The sequence below is a fragment of the Actinomadura sp. J1-007 genome, assembly GCF_009793335.1.
Classification (GTDB): Bacteria; Actinomycetota; Actinomycetes; order Streptosporangiales; family Streptosporangiaceae; genus Spirillospora; species Spirillospora yumaensis.
The window spans coordinates 2,442,169-2,466,251 of record NZ_WING01000001.1; the positions used below are offsets into that span (position 1 = coordinate 2,442,169).

Genomic DNA, 24,083 nt, shown 5'->3' on the forward strand with positions numbered 1-24,083 from the left:
GCTGCATCGCTTCGCGATCTGCCCGGGGAGGCTCGCCTTCGGCGTCGCCTCCCCGGCCAGTTAACGCACTCGCGCGGCAGCTGAGGCCCCAGGGACCTCAGGTCCCTGAATCCGACGCCGGGCGCGAAACTGGACGGTCCGCACCAACGCCCTCGGCAGCGACGGGGGGGTCAGTGGCAGAGGGCGTTGTCGATGTCGGCGGCCATGCGGGCCGGCTGGGACGGGTCGTTCGGCAGGCTGGTGACGGCGATGGTGGCGGCGCGGCCGTCATCGGTCGCGCCGTTGGAGGTGTGGTAGCCGGGGAAGTCGCCGCCGTGGCCCCAGGCGACGCCGCCGCAGCTCAGCGGCGTGCTGGTCAGGCCCAGCCCGTACCGGACGCCCTTGCCCATCATGGGCGCGGGCACGGTGGTGCGCATCTGCCCGAGCTGCGCCGGGGCGAGCAGCCGGCCGCCGAGCAGGGCGGAGAAGAAGCGGTTGACGTCGCTCGGCGTGGAGACGACCTGCCCCGCGGCCCAGCCCTGCGAAGGATCCTCCTCGGTGACGTCGGTCAGCGGCGCCTTCGGGTCGTCGCGGTGGTACCCGTGGGGGTGCGGCTCGCGGATCGTCTGGTCGCCGACGTTCGGGAAGTAGGTGTGGCGCAGCCCGGCCCGCCGGACCACCCGTTTGGTGATCTCCTCGCGCAGCGGGCGCCCGGTGGCCTTCTCGACGATCAGCCCGGCGACGATGTAGTTGGTGTTGCTGTACTCCCACTTGGCGCCCGGCCGCGAGGTCGCCTTCTGGCTGAACGCCCTGTCGAGCAGTTCGCGCGGCTCGAAGTAGGTGTGCTGGAGCGGCAGGAGGCCCTTGCTGAACGTGTTGGTGTAGCTGGGAAGGCCGCTGGTGTGCTGGAGGACCTGCCGGACGGTGATGTTCCGGCCGTCGATGCCGTCGCCCCGGACGATCCCCGGCAGGTACGTCTCGACCGGCTCGTCCAGCCCGACCTTGCCCTCGCCGACCAGTTGCAGGACGGCCACGGCGGTGAACGGCTTGGTGTTGCTGCCGATGCGCACCTGCCCGTCGACCGGCACCCGCGCCCGGGTCCTCAGGTCGCCGACACCGGCCGTGTGGTCGCGGACGCTCCCGTCCCGCCTGGTCACCGACGCGAGGGCGGCCGGGAACCCGTCGTCTCGCACCAGCGCGTCGAGGCGCCGCTGAACGGCGTCGGCGGGCCGCCCGGCGGACGCCGCGGACGCCGCGTTCGGTGCGATGAGGCCGCCCACCAGGCCGAGGCCGCTGAACGCGACGAAGGCGGCGAGACGGTTGCGGCGGCGGTTGCGGGGACGAAGATCGTTCATGGGGACGACGGTAGGGACGCCCCCGGCATCCCTCCGATGGTCCGCGCACCACTCAAGAGGTAGACCCAGCACCACCTTTCGGCCCGGGGCGCTCCCGCACGGGAGGCGCGGTCAGCGGTCCCACGGCGGGGTCTCGTCGCGCTTGGTCCTGTCCTCGTCCGTGCCGCCGGGGGTCTCGACCTGGCGCGTGTAACCGGTGGCGCCGGTGCCGTCGTAGTTCGTGGTGTGCGCGTTCTTGTAGACGTCGCCGCCGTTGATCTGGCCGCTGCCGTACGTCGTGCGGCTGCCCTGGCCGTTCTCGAAGTCGTGCTTGCCCTCGAACCCGAACTTCGCGCCCGCGTTCGGGATGCCGACGCTGTCGTTGGTGCCGCCCGGCGTCGCGCTCGGTGGCAGCGCCGGATTGTTGAACGGGACCGAGCCGGGGGTCTGGTACGCGAGGTTCGCCCCGTACTTCACGTTGCCCGCGTTGCCCCGGCCGATGCCGTCCTCATCGGTGTACTCGGCGTTGCCTCCGGCGCTGAAACCGGACGCGTTGTGCTTGACGTTCCCCGAGACGTCGCCGCCCGCGAAGCCGTGGTCGCCGTACTTGACGTGCCCGCCCCCGGTGGTGGTGAAGCCGCCGGCGTTGACGGTCGCGCCGCCGCCGACGTTCCAGGTGCGGTTGCCGTTGCGGTCGGCGTCCAGGTCGACGTCGCTGACCGGGAAGCCGCCGCCCCGGCGCATCCCGGGCGTCCCGGCGAAGGTGAGCCCGCCGTTGACCGCGTTCTGCGCGAGGTTGGCGCCCGCGGCGGCGGCGCCGACCTCCTCGGCCTTCATGAAGTCGGCGAGCGCCGCGTCGTTCCCCTTCGCCTTCTCCGCGAGCGCCGCCGTCAGCGCGCCGCCCTGGAAGACCACGGCGGCCATCTGCGCCGCCATGCCGAGCGCGCTGGTCGCGACGATCGTGACCGACAGGCAGGTCGCCGCGATCGCCTCGCACGTGGCGGCGATCCCGGCGGTGATGACCCCCATCGCGGCGGCGGTGGCCGCCGCCGCGAGCGCGGCGAGGAACGTCCCCATGACCACGGCGAACGTCGCGTAGACCATCAGCGCCCAGGCGTACGCGATGAGCGCGATCTGCACCGCCTGGCAGAACGTGTGCATGACCTGGAGCTGTTGCAGGAATTCCTGCACCTTCCGCTCGTACGCCTGACGGTCCTCGGCCGTCCAGTCGTCGGCGGAGATGCTCGCGACCGAGGCTTGCATCTGCTCGGCCGTGTCCTCGATGGCCCGGGCGGCGTCGCCCCACGCCTTGGACGCCTTCTCCAGGTTGGTCGGGTTGCCCTTGCACAGCTTGAACTGCATCCCGACCATCAGGGCGGGCGGCAGCACCAGCCGTGCGAGGTCCGCCTCGACCGTCGCCGTGCCCATCATGGTGTTGTACGAGTTGAACGCGGTCATGCGCTGGATTCCCCGCTCTCCGGTCCGTTCGGCGTTCAGGCGGTGACGATGCTCTGCCGCTCCGACCGCTCGTAGTTCTTCGCCGTGATCTCGATCCCCTTGGCGAATCCGTCGAGCATGTCCAGATGCGTGTGCAGATCCTCGAACGCGAACTGAAGCCCACCCGGATACGCGACGGACGCCAACGTCCCGGTCACGCTGAAATCCCCGCCCTCAACGGTGCCGCCGTCGTTCAGCCTTGTCAGGGCCTTCTGCAACTGGTCCTTGACCTCGTTCTGGACGCTCTGCCCGTGCTTCGCGATGCGCGCTGGGTTGACCTTGATCTCGCTCCCCATCCGGCACAGGGTAGGGCATTCGTCAATCCCTTAACAGACTGTCAGAGAAAGGGCATGACCGAAAATATCACCAACTCCGACAGTATCGGTTCGATGGCGGAGGTCGTTGCCGTTCACGTCTTCGAGCCGGGCTTCCCCGTTCGCTTCATGCAGATGATCCGCCACCGGTACGAGGGCTTCGGCTGGTGTGTCTCGCGCGCCATGTCATGCCAGAACCAGTCGGTGGCCCCAGGGCGTTCGTCGCAAGGAGCGGAGCCAGGGCCGACCTTCTGCAACTCGTCTTCGACCCCGGACGGCCTGCGTCCGGGATGAACACTGCCCAAAGCCTTCCAGTACGCCTTCCAGCTACTGCACTTGACCAAGTAACCGGCGTTCGGCGTGAGGCAGGACCGCATGTATGCGTCGAACCCGTCCGTCGCCGGCCCGCTGACCGAATTCGGATTGTCATCGTCAGCCATGCAGGCGGCCAGCGATCCCGTCCCCAGCACGACTCCGGCGGCCAGGGCGGCCATTTTTGGGACGAGCCGCAACCTATATTCCGAAACAGCCACTTCCTCGTCTCCCTGGGGTCGCTCATGGCAGCGGGCACGGCGAATTCCCGGGAAGCATAGGGCGTATGCGCATAAGCCGCCACAGCGCCGAAACAGCAACAGTCACGCGAACGTTGCGTTCACCTTTACCCATCCGCACTGCGTAGCGGGGACGCAGCGGAGATTCGCAGGCCCTCGCGCGGGGGCTCGGGGTCGCGGAGGGGGGCGTTACGATCTGGCGGGTGCACGCCCCTCACCGGTGCCACCGCTCCCCCAGGCGTCGCCTCCGGCATCCTCGCGGCACGCGCGGGGAACGCGGCGCGGGTTCGCCGTGCCCGCGCTCGGGCTGGCCGCCGTGCTGGTGGCCGTCGCCGGGCTGTGGCTGGCGGGCGGGCTGGACGAGGCGGAGCAGGAGCCGGAGGCGCGGCCGGGCCAGGCGATCGACACGGGCTGGTTCACGGTCACGGTGCGGGACGCGCGGATCGCGATGGCGTCCGGCCCGTTCGGCGGGGCGCGGCAGCGCTACCTGGTCGTACGCCTGCGGGCCGTCAGCAAGGGCAAGGAGACCGCCCTGCTGGAGAACGGCGGGCTGGTGGACGGCCTCGCGGCGAGGACCAAGGCCGGGAAGTGGGTCAGGCCCGACCAGGTACGGGGCGTGGCGGGCGGCGCGCAGACGCGCCAGGTCCAGCCCGGACTGCCCGTGGAGGCGTCCGCCATGTGGCGGATGGGCCCGTCGGACGCCCCGAAGCGTTTCACGGTGCGATTGCTCAAGTGGGAGTGGGACGAGGGGTTCAGCGACGACGAGTTCCGCTGGCGGATCGATCCGGAGGACGGCTCGGTCGCCGGACGCCTCACCCTGCCCGTCGCCGCCATGCCCGCCGCGGCGCCCAGCACGCCGGCGCCTCGGGTCCGCCCTGGCACGCGGCCCCGCGTCCGTCCCGGACACTCGCCGAGGACCCGGCCCGGCGGGCGCGCGACACGGCCGGCGGGAGGAACGCCGTGAACTGGCGGGCGTTCGCGCTGCGCGGCGCCGCCGGGCTGGTCGGCACGGCGCTGCTCGCCGCCGCGATGTGGCTGCACTCGGTGAAGCCCCAGGTGGAGGCGCGCACGCTCGACCCGATCCGCGCGAACGGAACGGTGGGCGAGCAGACCGGCAACCGCGAGTTCAGCCTGACCGTGGAACGGGTGGACGCGGCGCGGTCCCTCGCCCCGTCCCTCACCAGCGGCCGACCCGTCGGCACCGACGGCGTCTACCTGGTGGTGCGGGTCCGCGTGATGAGCCACCGCAAGCCGCTCAAGCTGCGTTCGGCGACGCTGGAGGCGCCCGGCGGCCTCACCTACGACTCCAGCCCGCGCAGCGGCGCGAAGGACGTCGTCCCGCCCGATGTCCAGCCGATGCTGTGGACGTCGACCGCGTTCGTCTTCGAGCTGCCGAAGGACCGCCTGGACGGGACGCACCTCGTCGTCGGCACCGGCGGCCTGCTCCCCCAGCTCTCCGCCGCCGTCGACGTCGACCTCGGCATCACCGACGCGCGCGAACGTGCCCTGCTCGGCACGGCGCGGGACCGCTACGACGTCCAGGCGGAACGCCCATGACCGCCGGCTTCGAGGAAACCCGTCTCGACCCGTCCGAGAACGACCCCGGCCGCTCCCACGACGAAGGGGGAAGCGCACAGAACGGCAGTGACGAGGACCGCGGGCGGGGGTTGCGGGCTCGGGATCGGCGGATCGTGCAGGCGATCGCGCTCATCACCGTCCTGCCTGCGCTGCTCGTCCTGCACTGGGTCGATGACGTCCACAACGTGCGGAAGAACCTGGAGCCGCCGGTGAAGGCGGCCACGGTGGCGCGGGGCGCGTCCGGCACGCTGGGCGGGGCGGAGTGGCGGTTGCAGCAGCGCCAGGCGGCACCGGGCCCTGGGCCGGACACCGCGTCGCTGCGCCTCGTCCTCGCCGTGCGGCCGTTGGACGCGGCGGGGGTGAAGCTGCTCGGCTCGTACGGGCTGACCTACCGGCTGCGCGACGGCGACGGGCACGAGTGGTCGGCGGCCGGGCTCGCGCTGGGGACGCCGCGCGTGGGGGCGTGGGCGCGGGTCACGGTCAGCGCGTCGGTGCCGCGCTCCAAGACGGGTTCGGTGGCGCTGGAGGTGCGGCCCCCGGCGTACCGGCGGACGAAGGGAGCGCTGCCTTCGCTGCGGTTCGCGCCGTGACGCGGGCCATGACGAGGTTGAACGCGGCGGCGAGCAGGCAGATCCGCAGGATCTGGAAGACCAGCCCGGCACCGTAGTCCACCGGCGTCATCCGGGGCAGCCACCACGCGACGTCGTGCGGGCCGATCAGCTCGTACACCTGGCGGCGGGCGGCCTCCTCCCCCACGTCCAGGCCCGTGAACAGCACGCAGAACAGCGCGAACGGCACCGCCCCCGAACGCCGGACGAGCCGCAGCCCGTACCAGGCGGGCAGCCACATCTCGCGCAGGCCGCGGGTGAGGACCTCGCGGGGACTGCCGGTCCGGTCGATCGCGCCGGCGGAGGCGAGGCGCCGGGCGGCGCGGCCGCGGCCGAGGACGACCTGCTCGTCGCCCGCGTCCAGGCCGAGGATCACTCCCGCGATGACGAGCCAGATCAGCCCGCCGAGCACGGCCGACTTGAACGTCGGCCACAGTTCCAGCGCGCCGCCCGCGGCCTCGGTCACCCACTCCCACGCCTGCCGGTCGGTGATCCAGTCCCCGGCCTTCCCCCGCAGGTGGTCGATGGTGAAGATGCCGAACAGCGCGAGGTCGATCTCAAGGAACGCGATGAGCGCCGCCCCGCGCGCGGCAGCCGTTCTTCGAGCAGCCATTCGGCGAGGAACTTCAGCACGAAGAACCCGGCGGTGAGGCCGACGGCGAGAGCGACGTGCTTCTCCAGCGAGACGAGCATCCCGAGGCCCTTGATCTGCCCCGTGAAGCCGTTCTCGGTGAACCCGCGGGTCTCGGCCATGTCGACGAACGCGCGGGCGTCGTCGGCCTGCATCCCCCACGCCAGGTAGAAGATCACGAACGGGAGCGCGGCGCGCCCGGCGGCGCCGGACACCGACTCCTCGTTGCCGACCGCCCAGGGGGTGAGGTCGCCGTCCGCCTCGCGGGCGTGCACGACGTCCAGGCCCTCGCGGACGCAGTGCACCATCGCGACCGTCACGCCGAGCGTGACCATGACGAGCACGCCGACGGTGAGGAGCGGGGCGACGGACGCGGCGGCGCCCTTCATCAGGCCGAGGCGGTACCCGCCGTACATCGCCCCGTACCGCAGCAGCTCGCCGACCGTGAACCACAGCGTCAGCGGCAGCGCGAAGCGCCCGGCGAGCCTGAGCGCGGCCCACGGCAGCACGAGCGGCGACAGGCGGGAGAGTCGGAGGGGCATCGGCGCAGATGCTATCGGGCGTTGAAACGGGCGAACGGGTCACATTACGCTTCCGCGCCATGACGATTCGCGCCCGCCGGGCCGCCCGCATCGCCGCCGCGTCCGCTCTCGCCTTCGGGGGACTGCTCAGCGCCGCCCCGGATGCACCACCAACACCTGCGTGAACGGCTCGTGCACCGTCACGTTCAAGGACGGCGCCCGCAGCGCGACGGTCGGCGGGCTGGACGACGCCAAGGTCGAGCTGGTCGGCGTGGACGGGGACCGCGTGCGCGTGGTGGTCGCCGGGAACGCGGCCGTCGTCACCCGGGACGTCCCGCAGCCGGTCGGCCGGTTCCAGGTGAAGGCGACGGAGGTGTCGCCGAAGAAGGTCGTACTCAAGATCAGCAAGTAGCGGGGCCGCGCGGAGACGACGGACCCCGCCGTCGCGCGCTGCGACGGCGGGGTCCGGGAGGGCCGGGGAACGGCGCGCTCGACGCCGTCCTGGGCCCGTGGCGGCCTGTGCGTGACCGCTGGTTCAGATCGCGACCTCCAGCGCGGCGACCTCGCCGGTCTTGGCGGTGACGGTGCTGTCGACGCTCACTCCGCCGGCGGCCAGCACGCGGACGGTCCAGTCGCCGTCGGCGGCGAAGAACCGGAACACGCCCTCGTCGCCCGTCACGACCTCGGCGGTGAACTCGCCGGTCGAGTCGAGCAGGCGGGCGTAGGCGCTGGACACGGGCGCGCCGGCGCGGGTGACGGTGCCCTGGATGACGGCCTCGTTGGCCAGGTCGACGGTCGCCGGAAGGGACGCCGTCTGCGCGGGCGCTGCGCAGCCCTGGGTCATTGCTCCTCCAAGTGGAACGGAAGGTCCGGGCGGACGGTGGTTACTTGGGCTCGCCGAGCTCGATCGGCACGCCCACGAGCGAGCCGTACTCGGTCCAGGAGCCGTCGTAGTTCTTCACGTCGGGCAGCCCCAGCAGCTCGCGCAGGGCGAACCACGTGTGCGAGGACCGCTCGCCGATGCGGCAGTAGGCGATGGTGGACTTGCTCAGGTCGACGCCCGCGTCGGAGTAGATCTTGCGCAGCTCCTCGTCGGACTTGAACGTGCCGTCGTCGTTGGCCGCCTTCGACCACGGGATGCTGCGCGCGGTCGGCACGTGCCCGGCCCGCTGCGCCTGCTCCTGCGGCAGGTGGGCGGGGGCGAGCAGCTTGCCGGAGAACTCGTCGGGCGAGCGCACGTCGATGAGGTTCTTGGTGCTGATCGCGTCGACGACCTCATCGCGGAACGCGCGGATGGTGAGGTCCTGCTCCTTGGCCTTGTACTGCGTGGCCGGACGGGACGGGACGTCCTCGACCAGCTCGCGGGAGTCGAGCTCCCACTTCTTGCGGCCGCCGTCGAGCAGCTTGACCTTGTCGTGCCCGTACAGCTTGAAGTACCAGTAGGCGTACGCGGCGAACCAGTTGTTGTTGCCGCCGTAGAGGATCACCAGGTCGTCGTTGGCGATGCCCTTGCGCGACAGCAGCTCCTCGAAGCCGGTCTTGTCGACGAAGTCGCGGCGGACCGGGTCCTGGAGCTCGGTCTTCCAGTCGATCTTCACGGCGCCACGGATGTGGCCCTTGTCGTAGGCGGACACGTCCTCGTCCACCTCGACGAGCACCAGTGCGGGGGCGTCCAGGTTGGACTCCACCCATTCGGCGTCCACCAGGACGTCGGAGCGGCTCATACGGGAACCTCCCTGTCGGAGCGAATCTTCGCTGTGAGTCGTCGGATCAGCAGGTACATCTCGCAGCCGAGGCAGAACCCGAACGCCGCGTTCAGGAACGCCGCACCCAGTGCGAGGGCGGTGGCACCGATGCCGAGCCAGGTGATCCCCGTGCCGTATCCGACCGCGCCCACCAGGGCGAACGCGAGGCCGACCCCCTGGGCGAACCGGGGCGGCCCCGCGTCCTCCAGCTCCCTCGGCGGGCCGAGGCGGGGACGGACGACCAGCCGGAAGACCTGCCCGTAGGGCCCGTAGCGCAGACCGAGGAACGTGGCCAGGGCGAAGACCAGGGCCTGAGCGGCGAGCAGCACCCAGCTTCCGTTGACCAGGACCGCGATCAGTACCACCGTCGTGACGGCCGCGGCGAAGCGCTGCCCACGCGGATCGACCTGCATCGGGGTGCTCCTGGCGGAGAAGAAGAGTGCGTACGAGCGAGAAGGTCGCGACTGCTCGGGGACTCGGGGACGGTCGGGCTCGATGCCTCAGGCCATACGACAGAGCGAGGCGGCCACGCGGCAGAAGTCGACCGCGCGGCGCTTCGTGAGCATCTGCTCTGTCCGGTCACGCACGCCCTGATGGTAAGCCGACAACCGCCGCGCTGTCACATCCGTCTCGGCCTTCGAGACAGTGACAGTCCTCTTCGCGCAGGTCAGCGAGGGGACGGCTCAGGAGATGGCGGCGCCGAGGGCGGCGATCACGTCGGCCTTGCGGGGCTGCCCGCTCGCCCTGCGCAGCACGTTCCCCTCGCGGTCGAGCACGAGAACGGTCGGCGTGCGGAGCACGTTGAAGCGCCGGACGAGGGCGAGATGGGCCTCGGCGTCAAGTTCGACATGCGAGACGCCGTCCACCATTTCCGCGACTTCGCCGAGAACGCGGCGGGTGGCGCGGCACGGCGCGCAGAACGCCGAGGAGAACTGGAGCAGCGTGGCCCGTTCGCCCAGCGGCTCGCCGAGATCGGCGGCGGTGAGGACGTCACCGTCCGCTCCCTGGCCGCTCCTCGGTTCCTGGCCGTTCCCCTGGGAATCGTCGCCCACTTCGCTGCCCTTCCCCCGCGCACGCGCGCGTGCTCGCCGGCGCGCACCGCCGGGCGCGCGCAGCACACCGTCGCGATACCGCCGTACGAGGCCGAACACGGTGGCGGCGACGAGCACGACGGCGGCGACCACAGCACCTTCCACACCTGCGACAACCCCGCGCCCCTCCACCTTCTTCCGCACGCCTTCTTTCAATGACTTTCGTTCGCGCCCGGCGGGGGCGGCGGCGGTCAGGCGGGGAGGGTGAGGAGGGGCTGGCCCTCCAGGCTGACGATCTCGATCGAGAAGAGCTGGTCGCGGGGGAACATGGTGGAGCCGTGGTACTCGCCGTAGCCCTTGGAGTACGGGACGTACCAGCTTCCCAGCATGTCGCGGCGGCCGTCGCGGGCGATGACCAGCAGGCGGCAGCTCGCGCCCTTCTTCACGCCCGACAGGTACATCTCCACGCTCGTGCCCCACTTCTTCTCGCGGAGCAGCGCGAAGCCCTTCACACCCGTCTTCGGGTCGCGGGCGGCGAGCCGTTCGGCGGGCGGCGACGGCGAGACCACGCCGGACGGGGCGGGCGCGGGCGCGGCGGGGGTGGGCCGCGCGGTGGTACGGCCGCCGTCGTCGCCGATTCCAGCGAGCAGCCCGCCGAACAGGCCGCCCGCCACGAGCAGGACCGCGGCGGCGACGGCGAGCGGGCCCCACGGCGGGCGGCGCCGCCACGGGGCCCGGCGTTCGCGCGCGGCCCGTGCCAGCAGCCCTTCGAGCAGTTCCGGCTCGGGCCCGGCGACCTGCGCGAGCTGCGCCTCGTCCACCCGGCCGAGCATCGCGGGCAGGCCGGCGAGCCCGGCGAGCTCGTCGCGGCACGCCGGGCACGCCTCCAGGTGCGCCTCCAGGCGGGCGCGCTCGGCGGGTTCGAGCGCGCCGAGGACGTACGCGCCCAGCGAGATGCGCGCCTCCGCGCAGTCGTTCACGGCGCCAACCCCCGCTCCTCCAATGCGAGTTTGAGCGCCCGCAAGGCGTAGTAGGTCCGGGACTTCACGGTGCCCGGCGGGATGCCCAGCGTCTTGGCGGTCTCGGCCACCGAACGGCCGCGGTAGTAGGTCTCCACCAGCACCGCCCGGTGCGTCGGGCTGAGGTCGGCGAGCGCCTCGGCGACCGTCCAGGACTCCAGCGCCCGGTCGATGTCGTCCACTCCGGCCACCGTCGCCAGCACGTGCTCGTCGATGCCCGTCTCAGGCGGCCGCGCGCGTCTGGCCCGGTGCGCGTCCACGACCAGGTTGCGGGCGACGGTGAACAGCCAGGGCCGTACGGGACGTCCCGCGAGCGCCTCGGGGTGCTTCCAGGCGCGCACCAGCGTCTCCTGCACGACGTCCTCCGCCTGGGGCCGGTCGCCGCCCGTCAGCCGCAGGACGTACCCGAGGAGGGGACCGCCGTGCTCGCTGTACAGGGCGCGCAGCAACCCCTCATCCGCGGTGGGACCCACACCCCTGACACGTGCGCCCCCGCGTTCCGGTTCACCTTCCCCGGCGGGTTATTTCCTGAGGTCGTTGAGGCGCACGTCGTTGGCGGTGGCGGCGACGCGCAGGCCGCCCGGGGTCGGCTGGATGTCGGTGATGCGGGAGCCGACGGGCAGGTTCGTCACCGGGACCGTCCAGGTGAGCTGCCGCTTGACCAGCGCCAGCGGCACCTGGGGGCCGCCGTTGGAGCCGACCGAGACCGGGGTGATCGCGATGCCCTTGCGGGTCGGCTCGACCTCGACCACGGCGGTGCCGGCCACCGGGAAGCCCATGATCGCGCCGGTCAGCTCGACCTGGAGGTCGTCGCCCTTCGGCGCGATCCCCTTGACCTCCTTCGGCGCCCGCTCCTTGATCAGGTCGTACGGGACGACGGCGGACGCGGTGGCGGTGCGGGCGGTGACGCCGTCGGCGTTGCCGGCGGCCACCTCCGACAGCGGCGCGTCCACGCCGCGCATCTCGATCTTGACGTCCCGGACGGTGACGCCCTGCTCGGTCCAGTCGCCGATCGACACGTCGATCTTGTCGTAGCTGCCGCCGACCGCCTGGGTGAGGAACGGGATCCCGTGGATCGTCACGTCCGGCTGCTCGGGCAGGTTGTACTGCGCGGCGACCTGCTTGCCGATCTCGTTCTGCGCGACGCGCACGCCGAGCCGGTCGGCGGCGACCACGCCGACGGCCACGAGGACCAGCAAAACCAGCAGTACCTTCCGCATGTCTCTCCTCCGGGCGACGGCACGCGATCGCCACACAGTAGTCGGCCCGCGGATCTTGCGGGGTCGCCCCATGGGGTGACATGTCCCGCGCCGCCGGTCGCCTTCGCGGGCTACCCGGAGGTTGTGAGATCAACCACCCGCGAACGGCGGCAGGACCTCCACGACGCCGCCCTCGGGGAGCCGCACGGACGCGTGCGGGCGGGTCCCGACGGGATCGCCGTCGACCAGGAAGGAGCTGCGCTCCACGACACGCCGGAAATCTCCGTTCCTGCCCTCTTTCAGGGCCGCCGCGCCGATCGCCTCGGCGAGGGTCGCGGCGTCGTACGGCTCCTCGCCGGTGCCCGCCGCGGCCTTGGCCGCCGCCCAGTACCGGATCGTTCCCTTGGCCATGGGGCCAGCGTCTCATCCCGGCTCTCGTCAGGACGACGCGAACCGGCCATTGCCCCGATGGCGTGCTCGGATATGCTCGTGGCGAGGGATCCGGGCGACGAGGCCATGGAGTTCAACGCGAAGCCCTTCATGGTCACCTCGTCTCGAAGCCGATGGCCGTTGCCGGGCTTCGACGTTGAGCCGCCTGGGTCCTACGTCTTTTTGACGAGGAGGCGGCACTTGAGCAGCTTGCTCTTGCTGACCAACGCGTTGGAGCCTTCCGACGAGGTCCTGCCCGCGCTCGGGCTCCTGCTGCACTCCGTGCGCGTCGCACCGGCCGAGGGATCCGCGCTGATCGACGCCCCGCCCGCCGACGTGGTGCTGGTCGACGCCCGCCGCGACCTGGTCCAGGCCAAGAGCCTGTGCCGGCTGCTGCGCACGACGGGCCTCGACTGCCCGCTGCTCGGCATCGTGACCGAGGGCGGCCTCGCCGCGCTCAGCCCGGAGTGGGGCCTGGACGACCTGCTGGTGCAGACCGCCGGACCCGCCGAGGTGGAGGCGCGGCTGCGCCTCGCGGTCGGCCGCGCGGCGGCGGTCGCCGAGGCCGACGACGTGCCCGGCGAGATCCGCAGCGGCGAGCTGACCATCGACGAGGCCACCTACACCGCGCGGCTGCGCGGCCGGGTGCTGGACCTGACGTTCAAGGAGTTCGAGCTGCTGAAGTACCTCGCCCAGCACCCGGGCCGGGTCTTCACGCGCGCGCAGCTCCTCCAGGAGGTCTGGGGCTACGACTACTTCGGCGGCACCCGCACCGTGGACGTGCACGTACGGCGCCTGCGCGCCAAGCTCGGCGCGGAGTACGAGAGCCTGATCGGCACCGTCCGCAACGTCGGCTACCGCTTCGTCCCCGACCACCGCCCCGGCGGCGACGCCGAGGAGAAGACCCCCGTCCCCGCCCCGTAGCCGTCCGCGCCCCGCAGCCGCCCGGCGCGTCGAGCCCCGCCGCGTAGGCGTTCAGCGCGTCGAGCCCCGCCGCGGTGGACGCGGCGGGGCCGGTGGCCGGGGGCACGGCCCGATGGGACGGCCGGGACCGGCGAGACGGCCGGGGACGGACGGGGGCCGCGGCGTGGGTCAGCCGAAGCGGCCGGTGATGTAGTCCTCGGTGGCCTTCTGCTCGGGGTTCGTGAAGATCTTGCTGGTGTCGTCGATCTCGATGAGGCGGCCCGGCTGGCCCGTCCCGGCGATGTTGAAGAACGCGGTGCGGTCGCTGACGCGGGCGGCCTGCTGCATGTTGTGCGTGACGATCACGATCGTGTACTGGCTCTTCAGCTTGGCGATGAGGTCCTCGATCGCCAGCGTGGAGATGGGGTCGAGCGCGGAGCACGGCTCGTCCATCAGCAGCACCTGCGGCTGCACGGCGATGGCGCGCGCGATGCACAGCCGCTGCTGCTGCCCGCCCGACAGGCCCGCGCCGGGCTTGGTCAGCCGGTCCTTGACCTCGTTCCACAGGTTGGCGCCCTGGAGCGACTCCTCGACGATCTCGTCGAGCCGGCTCTTGCGGCGCACGCCGTTCAGCTTCAGGCCCGCGGCGACGTTGTCGTAGATCGACATGGTGGGGAACGGGTTGGGCCGCTGGAACACCATGCCGACCACGCGCCGTACGGCGACCGGGTCGACGGACGAGGCGTACAGGTCCTCGTCGTCGAGCATCACCTTGCCCTGCACGCGCGCGCCGGGGATCACCTCGTGCATCCGGTTCAGGGTGCGCAGGAAGGTGGACTTTCCGCAGCCCGACGGCCCGATGAACGCCGTCACCGAACGGGGCTCGACCGTCATCGAGATGTCCTCGATGGCATGGACGCCGCCGTAGTAGGCGTGCAGCCCGGACACTTCGATCCGCTTGGCCATGGGGAGGTTGCTCCTGTCTGGGTGGGGTCGGGGGCTCAGCGGCCGGTCGCCTTGAAGCGGCGCGCGACGAACCGGGCGGCCAGGTTGAGCAGCATGATGATCAGGATGAGGACGAGCGCGCCCGCCCAGGCCCGGTCGATGGAGTTCTGGTTGGGGTCGGCCGCCTGGTCCCAGATGAACGTCGGCAGCGACGCCTGCGGCTCCGCGAACGGGTTGGTGTTGATCGCCTTGGTGACGAAGATCGTCAGCAGCAGCGGCGCGGTCTCGCCCATCACCCGGGCGACCGCGAGCATGATGCCGGTGATGATCCCGGGCAGGGCGGTCGGCAGCACGACGAAGCAGATCGTCCGCCAGCGCGGCACGCCGAGCGCGTACGACGCCTCTCTCAGGTCGTTCGGGACGAGCTTGAGCATCTCCTCGGTCGCCCGCACCACGGTCGGGATCATGAGGATCGTCAGCGCGAGCGCCCCGGCGAACCCGGAGAACGAGAACCCGAGCGCGAGCAGCCACAGCGCCAGCACGAACAGGCCCGCGACGATCGACGGGATGCCCGTCATGACGTCCACGAAGAAGCTGATCACGCGCGCGAGCCGTCCGCCCGCGCCGTACTCGACGAGGTAGACGGCCGTCAGCACGGCGATCGGGACGGCGATCGCGGTGGTGATCAGGACCTGTTCGAGGGTGCCGAGGATGGCGTGGTAGGCGCCGCCGCCCGCGTCCTTGCCCGCGACGCCGTTCATCGAGTGGCCGAAGAACACCCCGTCGAAGCGGCCCGCGCCGTTCTTGACGACCGTCCACAGCACCGAGACCAGGGGGATGAGCGCCAGCAGGAACGCCAGGTAGACCAGGGCCTGCACGGTGCGGTCCTTGGCCTTGCGGCCGAACGAGACCGAGCTCAGCGAGGTCTGCTTCTTGGTCAGCGTCGGGGAGGTCACACGAACTCCTTGCGGCGGGCGACGACCGCCCGGGCGGCCATGTTGACGATGAGGGTGATCACGAAGAGCACGAGGCCCGAGGCGATCAGGGCGCCGCGGCCGGTGGTGCTCGCCTCGCCGAAGCTCTTGGCGATGTTGGCGGCGAACGTGCTGCCGCCGTCCTCCAGGATGTGCACGTTGATGCCGGGCACGAACGTCAGCACCATCGCGACCGCGATCGTCTCGCCCATCGCGCGGCCGAGGCCGAGCATCGAGGCGCCGATCATGCCGGAGCGGCCGTACGGCAGCACGGCCATCCGGATCGTCTCCCAGCGGGTCGCGCCGAGCGCGAGCGCCGCCTCCACGTTGGCCCGCGGGACCTGGACGAACACCTCGCGGGAGAGCGAGGAGATGATCGGCAGGATCATGATCGCCAGCACCACCGAGGCGGTGAAGATCGAGTTGCGGCCGGGGCTGTCGCCGCCGAACAGCGGGATCCAGCCGAGGACGGTGTTGAGGAACTTGGAGACGCCCTCCATGTTCCCGGCGAGCAGCAGCAGGCCCCACAGCCCGTACACGATGCTCGGGACGGCGGCGAGCAGGTCCACCACGTAGCCGAGCGGGGAGGCGAGGCGGCGCGGTGAGTAGAACGCGATGAACAGCGCGATCCCGATCGCCACCGGCGTCGCGATGATCAGCGCGAGCAGCGACGACACGACCGTGCCGAACGCGAGCTGGGCGATGCCGAACTTCGGGGGCGTCGCGTTCGGGTTCCAGTCCTCGGAGGTGAGGAAGTTGGCGTCGTTGTCCTGGAGCGCCGGGACCGCCTTCCAGACCAGGAAGATCGCGATCGCCGCCATGATGGCCAGCACCAGGATGCCGGAGCCGCGCGCCGCGGAGACGAAGATCTTGTCGCCGGCCCGGCCGGTGCTCATGCGCCGGCCGGTGGCGCGGTGTCTGGCTCCGGCGGCCGTCTCGACGCCGGTTTCGCTGCTCACGGGGGGTCCTCCTCGGGTGGCATCATCGGCGGAACCCGGACCGGCCCCGTCGCCGGATCCTGCGGCGACGGGGCTGTCGGAGTCGGGGTCGGTGGTCAGGCCAGGGCCTTCACGGACGCCTGGACCTTGCTGAGCACGCTCGGGGGCAGGGGCGCGTAGCCCAGGTTGGTGAGGATCTTCTGGCCGTCGGCGCTGGAGGTGTAGGTCAGGAACGACTTGACGAACTTGGACTGCTCGGCCGGCAGGCCCTTCTCGCACGCCACCTCGTAGGTCACCAGGATGATCGGGTAGGCCCCGGCCTCCTTGGTGGCGTAGTCGATCTTCAGCGCGACGTCGTTGCCGGTGCCGACGACCTGCGCGCCCGCGACGGCCTTGGAGGCGCTGTCGGGCGAGAGGGTGGTGTACTCGCCGGCGCCGTTCTTGACCTGCGCGGTCTGGAGCTTGTTGTTGGTCGCGAACGACAGCTCAACGTAGGAGATCGCGCCCGCGGTGCTCTTGACCTGCGACGAGACGCCGTCGGACTTGTTGGCGCCCTGGCCGGTCGAGTTCGGCCACTTCTTGGCGGGCTCCCACGTCCAGATCTTCGGCGCGGTCTTGTTCAGGTACTTCGTGAAGTTGTCGGTCGTGCCCGACTCGTCCGCGCGGTAGATCGGCTTGATCGGCGAGGACGGCAGCTTGGCGCCGGAGTTCTCCTTGGCGATCGCCGGATCGTTCCAGGTCTTGATCTTGCCCGCGAAGATCCCCGCGATGGTCTCGGACGACAGCTTCAACCCGTCCACGCCCTGCACGTTGTAGACGACCGCGACCGGGCCGACGACCATCGGCAGGTTCAGGGCGTTGGAGCCCTGGCAGCGCTGCTTGGCCGGACCGACCTCCTCGGGCTTCAACGCCGAGTCCGAACCCGCGAAGGCCACCTGGCCCGAGGTGAACGCCTGGATCCCGGCGCCCGAGCCGCTCGGGTTGTAGTTGAGGTTGGCCCCCGCGCACTTCTGTGCGTACAGCTTGGTCCATTCCTCGATGGCGTTCTTCTGCGCGCTGGAACCGGCAGCGTTGACCGTCGCCTTGGCACAGTCGATGTCGCCGGTCGGGGCCGAGCTGGCGCTGCCGCCGGAGTTGTCGTCACTCCCGCACGCGGTGAGGGCCAAGGCCCCGCGACGACCACACCGCCCAGGGCGGCCAGTCGTGAACCGTTCTTCACCGGAGGGTCTCCTCTTAGATTCGTTGGGGCGGGCTCCCCAACCGGGGGTGGACGTGTTTGTCCAGGTAGTGGGGGGACCGTCGGATGTGACGCTAAGCAGGGGAGGTGTCCACTCACCCCGATCCAGGTGAACGCAGCATGAACCGAGATCGGCAGAGCCGCGAAGAATGTCCCGACCCGGCATGGACGCCGGGTTAACACCGCAGGTCAACACGTCCGAAACGCCAGACATACCAGGCGTTTCGGTCACATGACCTGAGGGCACAACCCCCCGTTCAGCCGGCGCCGGCGCCCCCGCCCCGCCCCCGTCCCGCCCATCTCCCCAGCTCCGCCCGCCCACCCCTTGCCCCCGCGCCCCCGCCGCCACACCGCCGACGCCGGCTCACTGACAGCAGTTAAGGCGCGCCCGCACTAGGCACCCGGACTGCCTTACCGCAACCGGGAGGACGACCGCGTCGCACTGCGCCGCGTTCCCCCGCCGCCCGCCCGTCCGGCGCCTCATCACCCGCGCCCTCGCCGCCACACCGTCGGCGCCGGCTCGCTGACAGCCGTAAGGCGCGCCCGTACTAAGCGCCCGGACTGCTTTACCGCGACGGGGAGGGACGGCCGCGTAGCGCCGCGGCGCGCCGCCGCCCGCCCGGCATCTCTCGCGCATCGCTCAGCCCGCGTCCCCGGCAGCGGCCTTGATCACGTGACCGGATATGGGCGATGTGTCGTGCGTTCACCTGGGGTATCTCCCGGGAGGGCCGAACGGGGCCCACCCGTGACGGCTAGTTATCCCCAGAATTCCGTTCTGCTTCCCCTTGCTGATTCGGGGCTTGACCATGGATGTAAGCGGTCCGCCCCGGGCGGGAGGGGCCCGATTTTAATGCTTTCGGAGAGGGGCAGCCACGTTCCGCAGAGCTGAAAACCCGGGTGACGGGGACCCATCCCGAGGCCGCGTCCTCAGCACGGAGAGCGGACGCGGAGAGCGGACGCCGGACACGCGCACCCGACGCGGCGAGCAGGCACAGGACGCGGATGCGGGGAGCGGCGAGTGAGCGCAGGGCGCGGGCGAACGCATGCGCGAAGCAGGGCAAGGGCCCAGGCGGGGTTAAGGGCGGGGGGCGGGGCCGTACATGACGTCTACGGCGTGGCGGGTGAAGCCCAGGGACTCGTAGAGGCGGGCGGCGGAGGTGTTGGACTCGTCCACGTACAGCAGGATCTGCGGGACGCCGCGGTCGCGCAGGTGGTGCAGGCCGGTGAGGGTGAGCGTGCGGCCCAGGCCGAGGCCCTGGGCGGACGGGTCGACGCCGACGACGTAGACCTCGCCGAGGCCGTCGGGGTGGATCTTGGTCCAGTGGAAGCCGACGAGGCGGCCCGGCTCGACGGTGGTGCGTTCGGCGAGGAAGAAGCCCTCGGGGTCGAACCAGTCCTCCGCCTCCCGGCCGCGCAGGTCGTCGATCGTCCAGGCGCCCTGCTCGGGGTGGTCGGCGAACGCGCGGGCGTTCACCTCCAGCCACGCCTGCTCGTCCCGTCCGACCTCGAAGGGGCGCACGCGGACGCCGTCGGCGATCTGGACGGGCGGCAGCGGTTCGGCGGCGGGGCGGCGCATCTGGAACAGGGCGCGGACGCGGTCGAGCCCTTCGGACGAGGCGAGCTTCGCGGCCGCGGGCAGGTCGCCGTGCGCCCACACGCGCAGCGGGCCGCCGGCCTCGCGCAGGAGGGCGCGGAGCAGGGCGCGGCCGTGGCCCCGGCGGCGGTGGCCGGGGTGGACGACCAGTTCGCCCGAGGCGCTCTCGTCGTCGGTCGCGGGATCGAGGCGGGCGTACGCGACGACGCTCCCACCGTCGGACACGGTGAAGCCGGGTCCGCCGCCGCGCAGCGCGAGCAGCGAGTGCTCGGAGAGCGGTCCCACGCCGTCGGCTCTGGCGGCGGCGTCGACCAGCGCCACCACCTGCGCGATTTCCGGTTCGTCCAGCTTCGCCAGCGCCTGCACCTCACCCATGATCGCCAGCCTATGCGGCCGGACGGGCGGACCGTCCGGGGCGGGCCTCTCGGACTGGTCAAAACGTCACGAAAACGTCATGGAGCCGCTGGGAAGCGTATGCCGCGCTTACCTAGGTTGCGGGAATGACTCGACGACGCACGACCCTGTCCTTCGCGGCGGCGGGGCTGGCGGTGGCGGGCCTGGCCGCGGCGACGCAGCCGGCCGCCGCGCAGCCGGGCGCGTCCCGGCCCGCATCCGCCGCGTCCGTACGGCTCCTCGCCCTCAACGACTTCCACGGCAACCTCGAACCCCGACCGGCAGCTCCGGCACCGCGGTCGACGAGAACGGCGCGTCGGTCCCGGCGGGCGGCGCGGCGTACGTCGCGACCCATCTGAAGCGGCTGGCCGACCGGCACACGCTGACGGTCGCTCAAGGCGACCTGATCGGGGCCTCGCCGCTGATCTCGGCCGCCTACCACGACGAGCCGTCGGTGCAGTTCCTCGGCGACGTCGGCGTGACGGCGTCCGCGGTCGGCAACCACGAGTTCGACGAGGGCTACCGGGAGCTCCAGCGCATCCAGTGGGGCGGCTGCCACCCGAAGGACGGCTGCTCCCCCGCGGGCAGGTGGAAGGGCGCGAAGTTCGACTACCTCTCCGCGAACGTCGTGAAGGAGGCCACCCGCAAGCCCGTCCTCAAGCCGTGGACGATCCGGCGGATCAACGGCGTGCGGGTCGGGTTCATCGGCGTGGTCACGAAGACGACGCCGTCCATCGTCACCGCGGACGGCATCAAGGGCCTGCGCTTCGACGACGAGGTGGCCGCGGCCAATCGGTCCGCCCGGGAGCTGAAGCGGCGCGGCGTACGGGCGATGGTGCTGCTCGTCCACGAGGGCGACCAGGTCCCGGCCGGGCAGCGGCCGGACGCGTGCGGCGTCGTTCCGGGCGCCGGGACGCGCATCGCGAAGGAGGCCGACCCCGAGATCGACGTCGTCCTCGCCGGGCACACCCACCAGCAGTACGTCTGCTCGGTGCCCGACCCGAAGGGGCGCCCGCGGCTGTACTCGTCCGGGTCGTCGTTCGGACGGGTCGTCACCCAGGTCGACTTCCAGGTGAACAGGCGCACCGGCGACATCGTCCGCTCGTCTCTCAAGGGCGACAACCACGTGGTCACGCGGGACGTCCCGCCCGACCCGAGGACGCAGGCGTTCGTCCAGACCTGGAAGGAACGGGTCGCGGAGATCGCCAACAAGCCCGTCGGCAGGATCAGCGCGGACCTGACGCGCGCCCCGTCCCCGACCGGTGAGACCGCGCTCGGCGACGTCGTCGCCGACGCCCAGGCCGCCTCGATGAAGGACAAGGGCGCGCAGGTCGCGCTGATGAACCCGGGCGGCGTCCGCACCGACCTGGTCTACAAGGCGAGCGGCTCCGAGGGCGACGGCGTCGTGACGTACGGCGAGGCGTTCGCGGTCCAGCCGTTCAGCAACGTCATGGGCGTCACGTCTCTGACCGGCGCGCAGCTCGACAAGCTGCTGGAGCAGCAGTGGACGGCGGCGGGTGAGAAGATCCTCCAGCCGTCCGCGGGACTGCGCTTCACCATCGACCGCGGCAGGCCGGTCGGCGACCGGGTCTCGGCGATCACGATCGACGGCAAGGCGGTGGACCCGGCCGCCGTCTACAAGGTCGCCGCGAACAACTTCCTGCTCGGCGGCGGGGACGGCTTCACCACGTTCACCGAGGGCAAGGACCAGGTCCTCGGCCCGATCGACCTGGACGGCTTCGTCGCCTACCTCGGCTCGGCCGGAACGATCGCCCCGCCGAAGCTCGACCGCATCTCCGGAAGCTGAACCGGCGCGCCACGCCGCTCTCCCCGTCTCCCCCGGGCCTGGACCTGGAACTCGGGGGCGGGGAGGGCGTCACGCGCCGAAGAAGTGGACGAGCCAGTAGACGATCGCGGCGACGGCCGCCGCGGCGGGCATGGTGAGCACCCACGCGACGACGATGTTGCCCGCCACGCCCCAGCGGACGGCCGACAGGCGCTTGGTGGCGCCGACGCCCATGATCGCCGAGGTGATCGTGTGGGTGGTCGAGATTGGAGCGTGCCAGATGTAGGCGGCCGCGTAGAGGATGATCGAGGAGGTCGCTTCCGCGGCGAACCCCTTCGGCGGATCCAGCTCGATCACCTTGCGGCCGAGCGTCCGCATGATCCGCCAGCCGCCGGCGTACGTGCCGAGCGACAGCGCGCCGGCGCAGCAGACGATCACCCACAGCGGCACCGAGTCGCCGTTGGAGTGCCCGGTCGTGACGAGCGCGAGGACGATGATGCCCATCGTCTTCTGCGCGTCCTGGAGGCCGTGGCCGAGCGCCATCGACGCCGCCGACAGCGACTGCGCGATGCGGAACCGGCGGCCGACGCGGCTCGGATTGGCCTTCCTGAAGATCCACAGCAGCGCCACCATCACCAGGTACGCCAGGAAGAACCCGACGACCGGCGACACGACCATGGGGATCGCGACCTTGTCGACGACCTTCTCCCAGTGCACCGACGACGCCGACGCGAGGCCCGCGCCGACCACGCCGCCGATCAGGGCGTGCGAGGACGAGGACGGCAGGCCGAAGTACCAGGTGATCAGGTTCCAGGTGATCGCGCCGAGCACGCCCGCCGCGACGACGGTGAGCCCGTGCAGGCCGTCCGGCGGTTTGATCACCTCGCTGACGGTCTTGGCGACCTCGACGCCGAGCAGCGCGCCGAGCATGTTCATCACCGCGGCCATCAGCAGCGCCGCGCGCGGGGTCAGCGCCCGCGTCGACACCGACGTCGCGATCGCGTTGGCCGCGTCGTGGAAGCCGTTGGTGTAGTCGAAGACGAGCGCGACGACGATCACCAGGACGAGCACGGCGGCCTGCGCGTCGGACTTCAGCCCGATCGCGCCCGCCGCCATGACCAGCACGATCCCGGCGAGCAGGCCGAGCCACGCCTTGCCGGGCACCCGCCGGGTGGCCTGCTCGCCCAGCGTCGGGTCACCGCCGGGCTCGGCGTCCTTGGTGAGGGTCGCCCCCGGCTCGCCGGTCACGCTCATGACTCCTTGACCGCGATGGTCTCGACGGTGTTGGCCACGTGCTCGAACGCGTCGGCGGCCTCCTCCAGCCGGTCGATGATCTGCTTCAGCTTCAGCACGTCGAGGGTGTCGTACTCGCCGCTGAACAGGTGCGCCAGCAGCTTGCGGTACACCTGGTCGCCCTGGTTCTCCAGGCGGTTGATCTCGATCCAGTACTCGTTGAGCTCCTTCATCGAGCGCAGCCGGGGCATGGCCTCAGCGGTCAACTCCGCCGCGCGCTCCAGCACCTCCACCATGTGGACGATGCCCTTTGGAAACTCGTTGATCTTGTAGAGCACGACGAGGTCGGCGGCCTCTTCCATCTCGTCCATCACGTCGTCGATCGTCGAGGCCAGCCGGTAGATGTCCTCGCGGTCGAACGGGGTGATGAACGTTTCGTTCAGCCGGCGCATGATCGCATGAGTGCATTCGTCGCCCGCATGCTCGCAGGCGCGCATCTTCTCCGCGATGGCTTCCCGGTCGGCGCCGTCGCTGATGAGCTCCACGAGCAGCCTGGCGCCGGTGACCAGGTTGTTCGCCGAGTCGGCGAACATGTCGTAGAAGCTGTCCTCACGCGGCGTGAGACGCAAGCGCACGTCGTTCTCCTGATGTGCCGGAACGGTCCGCAGAGGATCGTAGGCGCAACCAGCCGTAAAAAGAACCTTTGCCCCAGCTTCGGCCGGTGTCACCCATCCTCTCACCTACAAGGTTGCCCTAGATCACCAGGTGCACACCCGCGACACACGGCCCTAACTGGGCGGATGCACCGTAGCCGCGCCCCCGTCAGATATCCGTACGGAGAGTGACGACTTCGAAGAGTGAGATTCCTTACAGCGAGCCCGCCACCACTCCCACCCGTCCCATCCGCCGGATCGGCACCGAGGTCGGACGGGTCGCAGGGCCCGCCCGACGCCAGCGAACACCCCCTCGCAACCGGTGACGTTCCGTGGCCAACCCCCGCCCACCACACCACCGCGCCCCGCGTTCGCCGCAGCGAGAGGCAAGAGGGGAGCCTGACGGGACCGCTGGGGCGAACGAGAGCGCGAACCGTACCCTGCCCGAACACCCCACACCCCCGATGCGCACACCCGAACCGGCCACGACCGGCCCCGAACCCCCTCACCCCAGCCCCTGACAGAAAAACCTGACATGACCGCCCCGGGAAGGCCACACCGCCCGAGAGACCCGGATATGGATTGGGCCGCGAGAGCGATCCGATGGCCCTGCACGAGCGAACGCCCGCAGCTGCGCGGGGGACGCGTACGGTGTCGCGCGGGGCGGGTCCGCCCAGCGGTGCCGCGCGCGGGTGCACGGGGCGGTCCGCACGGTGGTGCCGCGCGGCGAGACGTACGGACCGCGCGGGGCGGGGTGCACGGGGCGGGATGCACGGGCCGGGCCGCACGGCGGTGCCGCACGGGGAGCGTACGGGCCGCGCGGGGAGCCTACGGGGCCGCGCGGGACGGGGTGCACGGTGGTGCCACGCGGATAGGCATACGGGGCTGCGTGGGGAGGCGTACGGTGTCGCGCGAGCGGGCGGGGTGCACGACGGTGCCGCGCGGGGAGACGTACGGGCCGCGCGGGCGGGCGCGCGTACGGGAGGCGCAC

Annotated in this window: 28 protein-coding genes; 7 read left to right on the plus strand and 21 right to left on the minus strand. The window is 71.4% G+C overall.

What is annotated here, in order from left to right:
* Positions 1–170: 170 nt before the first annotated feature.
* From GEV43_RS11020 to GEV43_RS11035, 4 genes are all read right to left on the minus strand, one after another.
* Positions 171–1,334, minus strand: coding sequence for a serine hydrolase (locus GEV43_RS11020; RefSeq protein WP_160820603.1), 1,164 nt, complete (start codon positions 1,332–1,334; stop codon positions 171–173).
* A 111-nt stretch (positions 1,335–1,445) separates the two neighbouring features.
* A complete protein-coding gene (locus tag GEV43_RS11025) occupies positions 1,446–2,771 on the minus strand; it encodes a WXG100 family type VII secretion target (protein ID WP_160820604.1) in 1,326 nt (441 codons plus the stop codon).
* 35 nt (positions 2,772–2,806) lie between these two features.
* The gene (locus tag GEV43_RS11030; RefSeq protein ID WP_160820605.1) at positions 2,807–3,106 is read right to left on the minus strand and encodes a hypothetical protein; all 300 of its coding nucleotides are present in this window, start codon (positions 3,104–3,106) and stop codon (positions 2,807–2,809) included.
* Between the two features lie 113 nt (positions 3,107–3,219).
* Entirely contained in the window at positions 3,220–3,618 is a 399-nt protein-coding gene (locus GEV43_RS11035) for a hypothetical protein (RefSeq protein WP_160820606.1), read from the minus strand.
* Positions 3,619–3,895: 277 nt separating this feature from the next.
* Here GEV43_RS11035 and GEV43_RS11040 point away from each other — a divergent pair, with 277 nt between their 5' ends.
* From GEV43_RS11040 to GEV43_RS11050, 3 genes are read left to right on the plus strand one after another with little or no spacing between them, the layout of a single operon-like run.
* A complete protein-coding gene (locus GEV43_RS11040; RefSeq protein ID WP_160820607.1) occupies positions 3,896–4,639 on the plus strand; it encodes a hypothetical protein in 744 nt (247 codons plus the stop codon).
* The gene (locus GEV43_RS11045) at positions 4,636–5,232 is read left to right on the plus strand and encodes a hypothetical protein (RefSeq protein ID WP_160820608.1); all 597 of its coding nucleotides are present in this window, start codon (positions 4,636–4,638) and stop codon (positions 5,230–5,232) included. Before GEV43_RS11040 ends, GEV43_RS11045 begins: the two co-directional genes overlap by 4 nt.
* The gene (locus GEV43_RS11050) at positions 5,229–5,843 is read left to right on the plus strand and encodes a hypothetical protein (RefSeq protein WP_160820609.1); all 615 of its coding nucleotides are present in this window, start codon (positions 5,229–5,231) and stop codon (positions 5,841–5,843) included. The genes GEV43_RS11045 and GEV43_RS11050 overlap by 4 nt, the downstream gene beginning before the upstream one ends.
* On the opposite strand, the gene GEV43_RS11055 is transcribed toward GEV43_RS11050, so the two are convergent.
* Positions 5,734–6,474 carry a hypothetical protein gene (locus GEV43_RS11055; protein ID WP_160820610.1) on the minus strand — a complete coding sequence of 247 codons (741 nt, stop codon included), beginning with the start codon at positions 6,472–6,474 and terminating at the stop codon, positions 5,734–5,736. The two genes, GEV43_RS11050 and GEV43_RS11055, sit on opposite strands and share 110 nt — an antisense overlap.
* A 720-nt stretch (positions 6,475–7,194) precedes the next feature.
* On the opposite strand from GEV43_RS11055, the gene GEV43_RS11060 reads away from it, so the two are divergent.
* Positions 7,195–7,425 carry a hypothetical protein gene (locus GEV43_RS11060; RefSeq protein WP_160820611.1) on the plus strand — a complete coding sequence of 77 codons (231 nt, stop codon included), beginning with the start codon at positions 7,195–7,197 and terminating at the stop codon, positions 7,423–7,425.
* A gap of 123 nt (positions 7,426–7,548) precedes the next feature.
* On the opposite strand, the gene GEV43_RS11065 is transcribed toward GEV43_RS11060, so the two are convergent.
* The 9 genes from GEV43_RS11065 to GEV43_RS11100 all read right to left on the minus strand — a co-directional run bounded on the left by GEV43_RS11065 (position 7,549) and on the right by GEV43_RS11100 (position 12,418).
* Positions 7,549–7,857, minus strand: a complete 309-nt coding sequence (locus GEV43_RS11065) for a DUF1416 domain-containing protein (protein ID WP_160820612.1) — start codon at positions 7,855–7,857, stop codon at positions 7,549–7,551.
* Between the two features lie 40 nt (positions 7,858–7,897).
* Positions 7,898–8,737, minus strand: a complete 840-nt coding sequence (locus GEV43_RS11070) for a sulfurtransferase (RefSeq protein ID WP_160820613.1) — start codon at positions 8,735–8,737, stop codon at positions 7,898–7,900.
* Entirely contained in the window at positions 8,734–9,171 is a 438-nt protein-coding gene (locus GEV43_RS11075; RefSeq protein ID WP_160820614.1) for a DUF4395 domain-containing protein, read from the minus strand. The genes GEV43_RS11070 and GEV43_RS11075 overlap by 4 nt, the downstream gene beginning before the upstream one ends.
* A gap of 87 nt (positions 9,172–9,258) precedes the next feature.
* Positions 9,259–9,324: a putative leader peptide gene (locus tag GEV43_RS55980; RefSeq protein ID WP_353819285.1), complete on the minus strand. Its 66-nt coding sequence runs from the start codon at positions 9,322–9,324 to the stop codon at positions 9,259–9,261.
* Positions 9,325–9,441: 117 nt separating this feature from the next.
* Positions 9,442–9,954: a thioredoxin family protein gene (locus GEV43_RS11080; RefSeq protein ID WP_309239585.1), complete on the minus strand. Its 513-nt coding sequence runs from the start codon at positions 9,952–9,954 to the stop codon at positions 9,442–9,444.
* Positions 9,955–10,040: 86 nt separating this feature from the next.
* Positions 10,041–10,769, minus strand: a complete 729-nt coding sequence (locus tag GEV43_RS11085; RefSeq protein WP_160820615.1) for an anti-sigma factor — start codon at positions 10,767–10,769, stop codon at positions 10,041–10,043.
* The gene (locus GEV43_RS11090; RefSeq protein WP_160820616.1) at positions 10,766–11,281 is read right to left on the minus strand and encodes a sigma-70 family RNA polymerase sigma factor; all 516 of its coding nucleotides are present in this window, start codon (positions 11,279–11,281) and stop codon (positions 10,766–10,768) included. The genes GEV43_RS11085 and GEV43_RS11090 overlap by 4 nt, the downstream gene beginning before the upstream one ends.
* 48 nt (positions 11,282–11,329) lie before the next feature.
* The gene (locus tag GEV43_RS11095) at positions 11,330–12,028 is read right to left on the minus strand and encodes a DUF2993 domain-containing protein (protein ID WP_160820617.1); all 699 of its coding nucleotides are present in this window, start codon (positions 12,026–12,028) and stop codon (positions 11,330–11,332) included.
* 129 nt (positions 12,029–12,157) lie between these two features.
* Complete coding sequence (locus GEV43_RS11100; protein ID WP_160820618.1) at positions 12,158–12,418, minus strand: MoaD/ThiS family protein; 261 nt, start codon at positions 12,416–12,418, stop codon at positions 12,158–12,160.
* Positions 12,419–12,637: 219 nt separating this feature from the next.
* On the opposite strand from GEV43_RS11100, the gene GEV43_RS11105 reads away from it, so the two are divergent.
* The gene (locus GEV43_RS11105) at positions 12,638–13,360 is read left to right on the plus strand and encodes a response regulator transcription factor (protein WP_160820619.1); all 723 of its coding nucleotides are present in this window, start codon (positions 12,638–12,640) and stop codon (positions 13,358–13,360) included.
* Between the two features lie 168 nt (positions 13,361–13,528).
* On the opposite strand, the gene pstB is transcribed toward GEV43_RS11105, so the two are convergent.
* The 5 genes from pstB to mshD all read right to left on the minus strand — a co-directional run bounded on the left by pstB (position 13,529) and on the right by mshD (position 19,402).
* Complete coding sequence (pstB, locus tag GEV43_RS11110; RefSeq protein WP_160820620.1) at positions 13,529–14,305, minus strand: phosphate ABC transporter ATP-binding protein PstB; 777 nt, start codon at positions 14,303–14,305, stop codon at positions 13,529–13,531.
* Between the two features lie 35 nt (positions 14,306–14,340).
* Positions 14,341–15,240, minus strand: a complete 900-nt coding sequence (pstA, locus tag GEV43_RS11115) for a phosphate ABC transporter permease PstA (RefSeq protein ID WP_309239586.1) — start codon at positions 15,238–15,240, stop codon at positions 14,341–14,343.
* Positions 15,237–16,217 (minus strand): phosphate ABC transporter permease subunit PstC, encoded by a 981-nt coding sequence (gene pstC, locus GEV43_RS11120; RefSeq protein ID WP_309239587.1) that lies wholly within the window; start codon positions 16,215–16,217, stop codon positions 15,237–15,239. The genes pstA and pstC overlap by 4 nt, the downstream gene beginning before the upstream one ends.
* Positions 16,218–16,312: 95 nt before the next feature.
* Positions 16,313–17,362, minus strand: coding sequence for a phosphate ABC transporter substrate-binding protein PstS (pstS, locus tag GEV43_RS11125; RefSeq protein ID WP_160820621.1), 1,050 nt, complete (start codon positions 17,360–17,362; stop codon positions 16,313–16,315).
* 1,146 nt (positions 17,363–18,508) lie between these two features.
* On the minus strand, positions 18,509–19,402 hold the full coding sequence (gene mshD, locus GEV43_RS11130; RefSeq protein WP_160820622.1) for a mycothiol synthase: 894 nt from the start codon (positions 19,400–19,402) through the stop codon (positions 18,509–18,511).
* 125 nt (positions 19,403–19,527) lie between these two features.
* Here mshD and GEV43_RS49965 point away from each other — a divergent pair, with 125 nt between their 5' ends.
* Positions 19,528–19,779 carry a hypothetical protein gene (locus GEV43_RS49965; RefSeq protein WP_241682859.1) on the plus strand — a complete coding sequence of 84 codons (252 nt, stop codon included), beginning with the start codon at positions 19,528–19,530 and terminating at the stop codon, positions 19,777–19,779.
* A 23-nt stretch (positions 19,780–19,802) separates the two neighbouring features.
* Entirely contained in the window at positions 19,803–21,227 is a 1,425-nt protein-coding gene (locus tag GEV43_RS49970) for a bifunctional metallophosphatase/5'-nucleotidase (protein WP_375539087.1), read from the plus strand.
* A 69-nt stretch (positions 21,228–21,296) separates the two neighbouring features.
* Here GEV43_RS49970 and GEV43_RS11140 read toward each other — a convergent pair whose 3' ends face one another.
* Both GEV43_RS11140 and GEV43_RS11145 read right to left on the minus strand, forming a co-directional pair.
* Positions 21,297–22,322 (minus strand): inorganic phosphate transporter, encoded by a 1,026-nt coding sequence (locus GEV43_RS11140; RefSeq protein WP_160824458.1) that lies wholly within the window; start codon positions 22,320–22,322, stop codon positions 21,297–21,299.
* 134 nt (positions 22,323–22,456) lie between these two features.
* On the minus strand, positions 22,457–23,074 hold the full coding sequence (locus tag GEV43_RS11145) for a DUF47 family protein (protein ID WP_160820623.1): 618 nt from the start codon (positions 23,072–23,074) through the stop codon (positions 22,457–22,459).
* Positions 23,075–24,083 lie beyond the last annotated feature (1,009 nt).

Bases quoted from the DNA above. Each gene is read 5' to 3' on its own strand.
- GEV43_RS11065 (WP_160820612.1), bottom strand. From the start codon at position 7,857: ATGACCCAGGGCTGCGCAGCGCCCGCGCAGACGGCGTCCCTTCCGGCG.
- GEV43_RS11020 (WP_160820603.1), bottom strand. From the start codon at position 1,334: ATGAACGATCTTCGTCCCCGCAACCGCCGCCGCAACCGTCTCGCCGCC.
- GEV43_RS49965 (WP_241682859.1), top strand. From the start codon at position 19,528: ATGACTCGACGACGCACGACCCTGTCCTTCGCGGCGGCGGGGCTGGCG.
- pstB (WP_160820620.1), bottom strand. From the start codon at position 14,305: ATGGCCAAGCGGATCGAAGTGTCCGGGCTGCACGCCTACTACGGCGGC.
- GEV43_RS11070 (WP_160820613.1), bottom strand. From the start codon at position 8,737: ATGAGCCGCTCCGACGTCCTGGTGGACGCCGAATGGGTGGAGTCCAAC.
- GEV43_RS11055 (WP_160820610.1), bottom strand. From the start codon at position 6,474: ATGGCTGCTCGAAGAACGGCTGCCGCGCGCGGGGCGGCGCTCATCGCG.
- GEV43_RS11095 (WP_160820617.1), bottom strand. From the start codon at position 12,028: ATGCGGAAGGTACTGCTGGTTTTGCTGGTCCTCGTGGCCGTCGGCGTG.
- mshD (WP_160820622.1), bottom strand. From the start codon at position 19,402: ATGGGTGAGGTGCAGGCGCTGGCGAAGCTGGACGAACCGGAAATCGCG.
- GEV43_RS11050 (WP_160820609.1), top strand. From the start codon at position 5,229: ATGACCGCCGGCTTCGAGGAAACCCGTCTCGACCCGTCCGAGAACGAC.
- GEV43_RS11030 (WP_160820605.1), bottom strand. From the start codon at position 3,106: ATGGGGAGCGAGATCAAGGTCAACCCAGCGCGCATCGCGAAGCACGGG.
- GEV43_RS11075 (WP_160820614.1), bottom strand. From the start codon at position 9,171: ATGCAGGTCGATCCGCGTGGGCAGCGCTTCGCCGCGGCCGTCACGACG.
- GEV43_RS11025 (WP_160820604.1), bottom strand. From the start codon at position 2,771: ATGACCGCGTTCAACTCGTACAACACCATGATGGGCACGGCGACGGTC.
- GEV43_RS11140 (WP_160824458.1), bottom strand. From the start codon at position 22,322: ATGGCGGCGGGCGCGATCGGGCTGAAGTCCGACGCGCAGGCCGCCGTG.
- GEV43_RS11100 (WP_160820618.1), bottom strand. From the start codon at position 12,418: ATGGCCAAGGGAACGATCCGGTACTGGGCGGCGGCCAAGGCCGCGGCG.
- GEV43_RS11035 (WP_160820606.1), bottom strand. From the start codon at position 3,618: ATGGCCGCCCTGGCCGCCGGAGTCGTGCTGGGGACGGGATCGCTGGCC.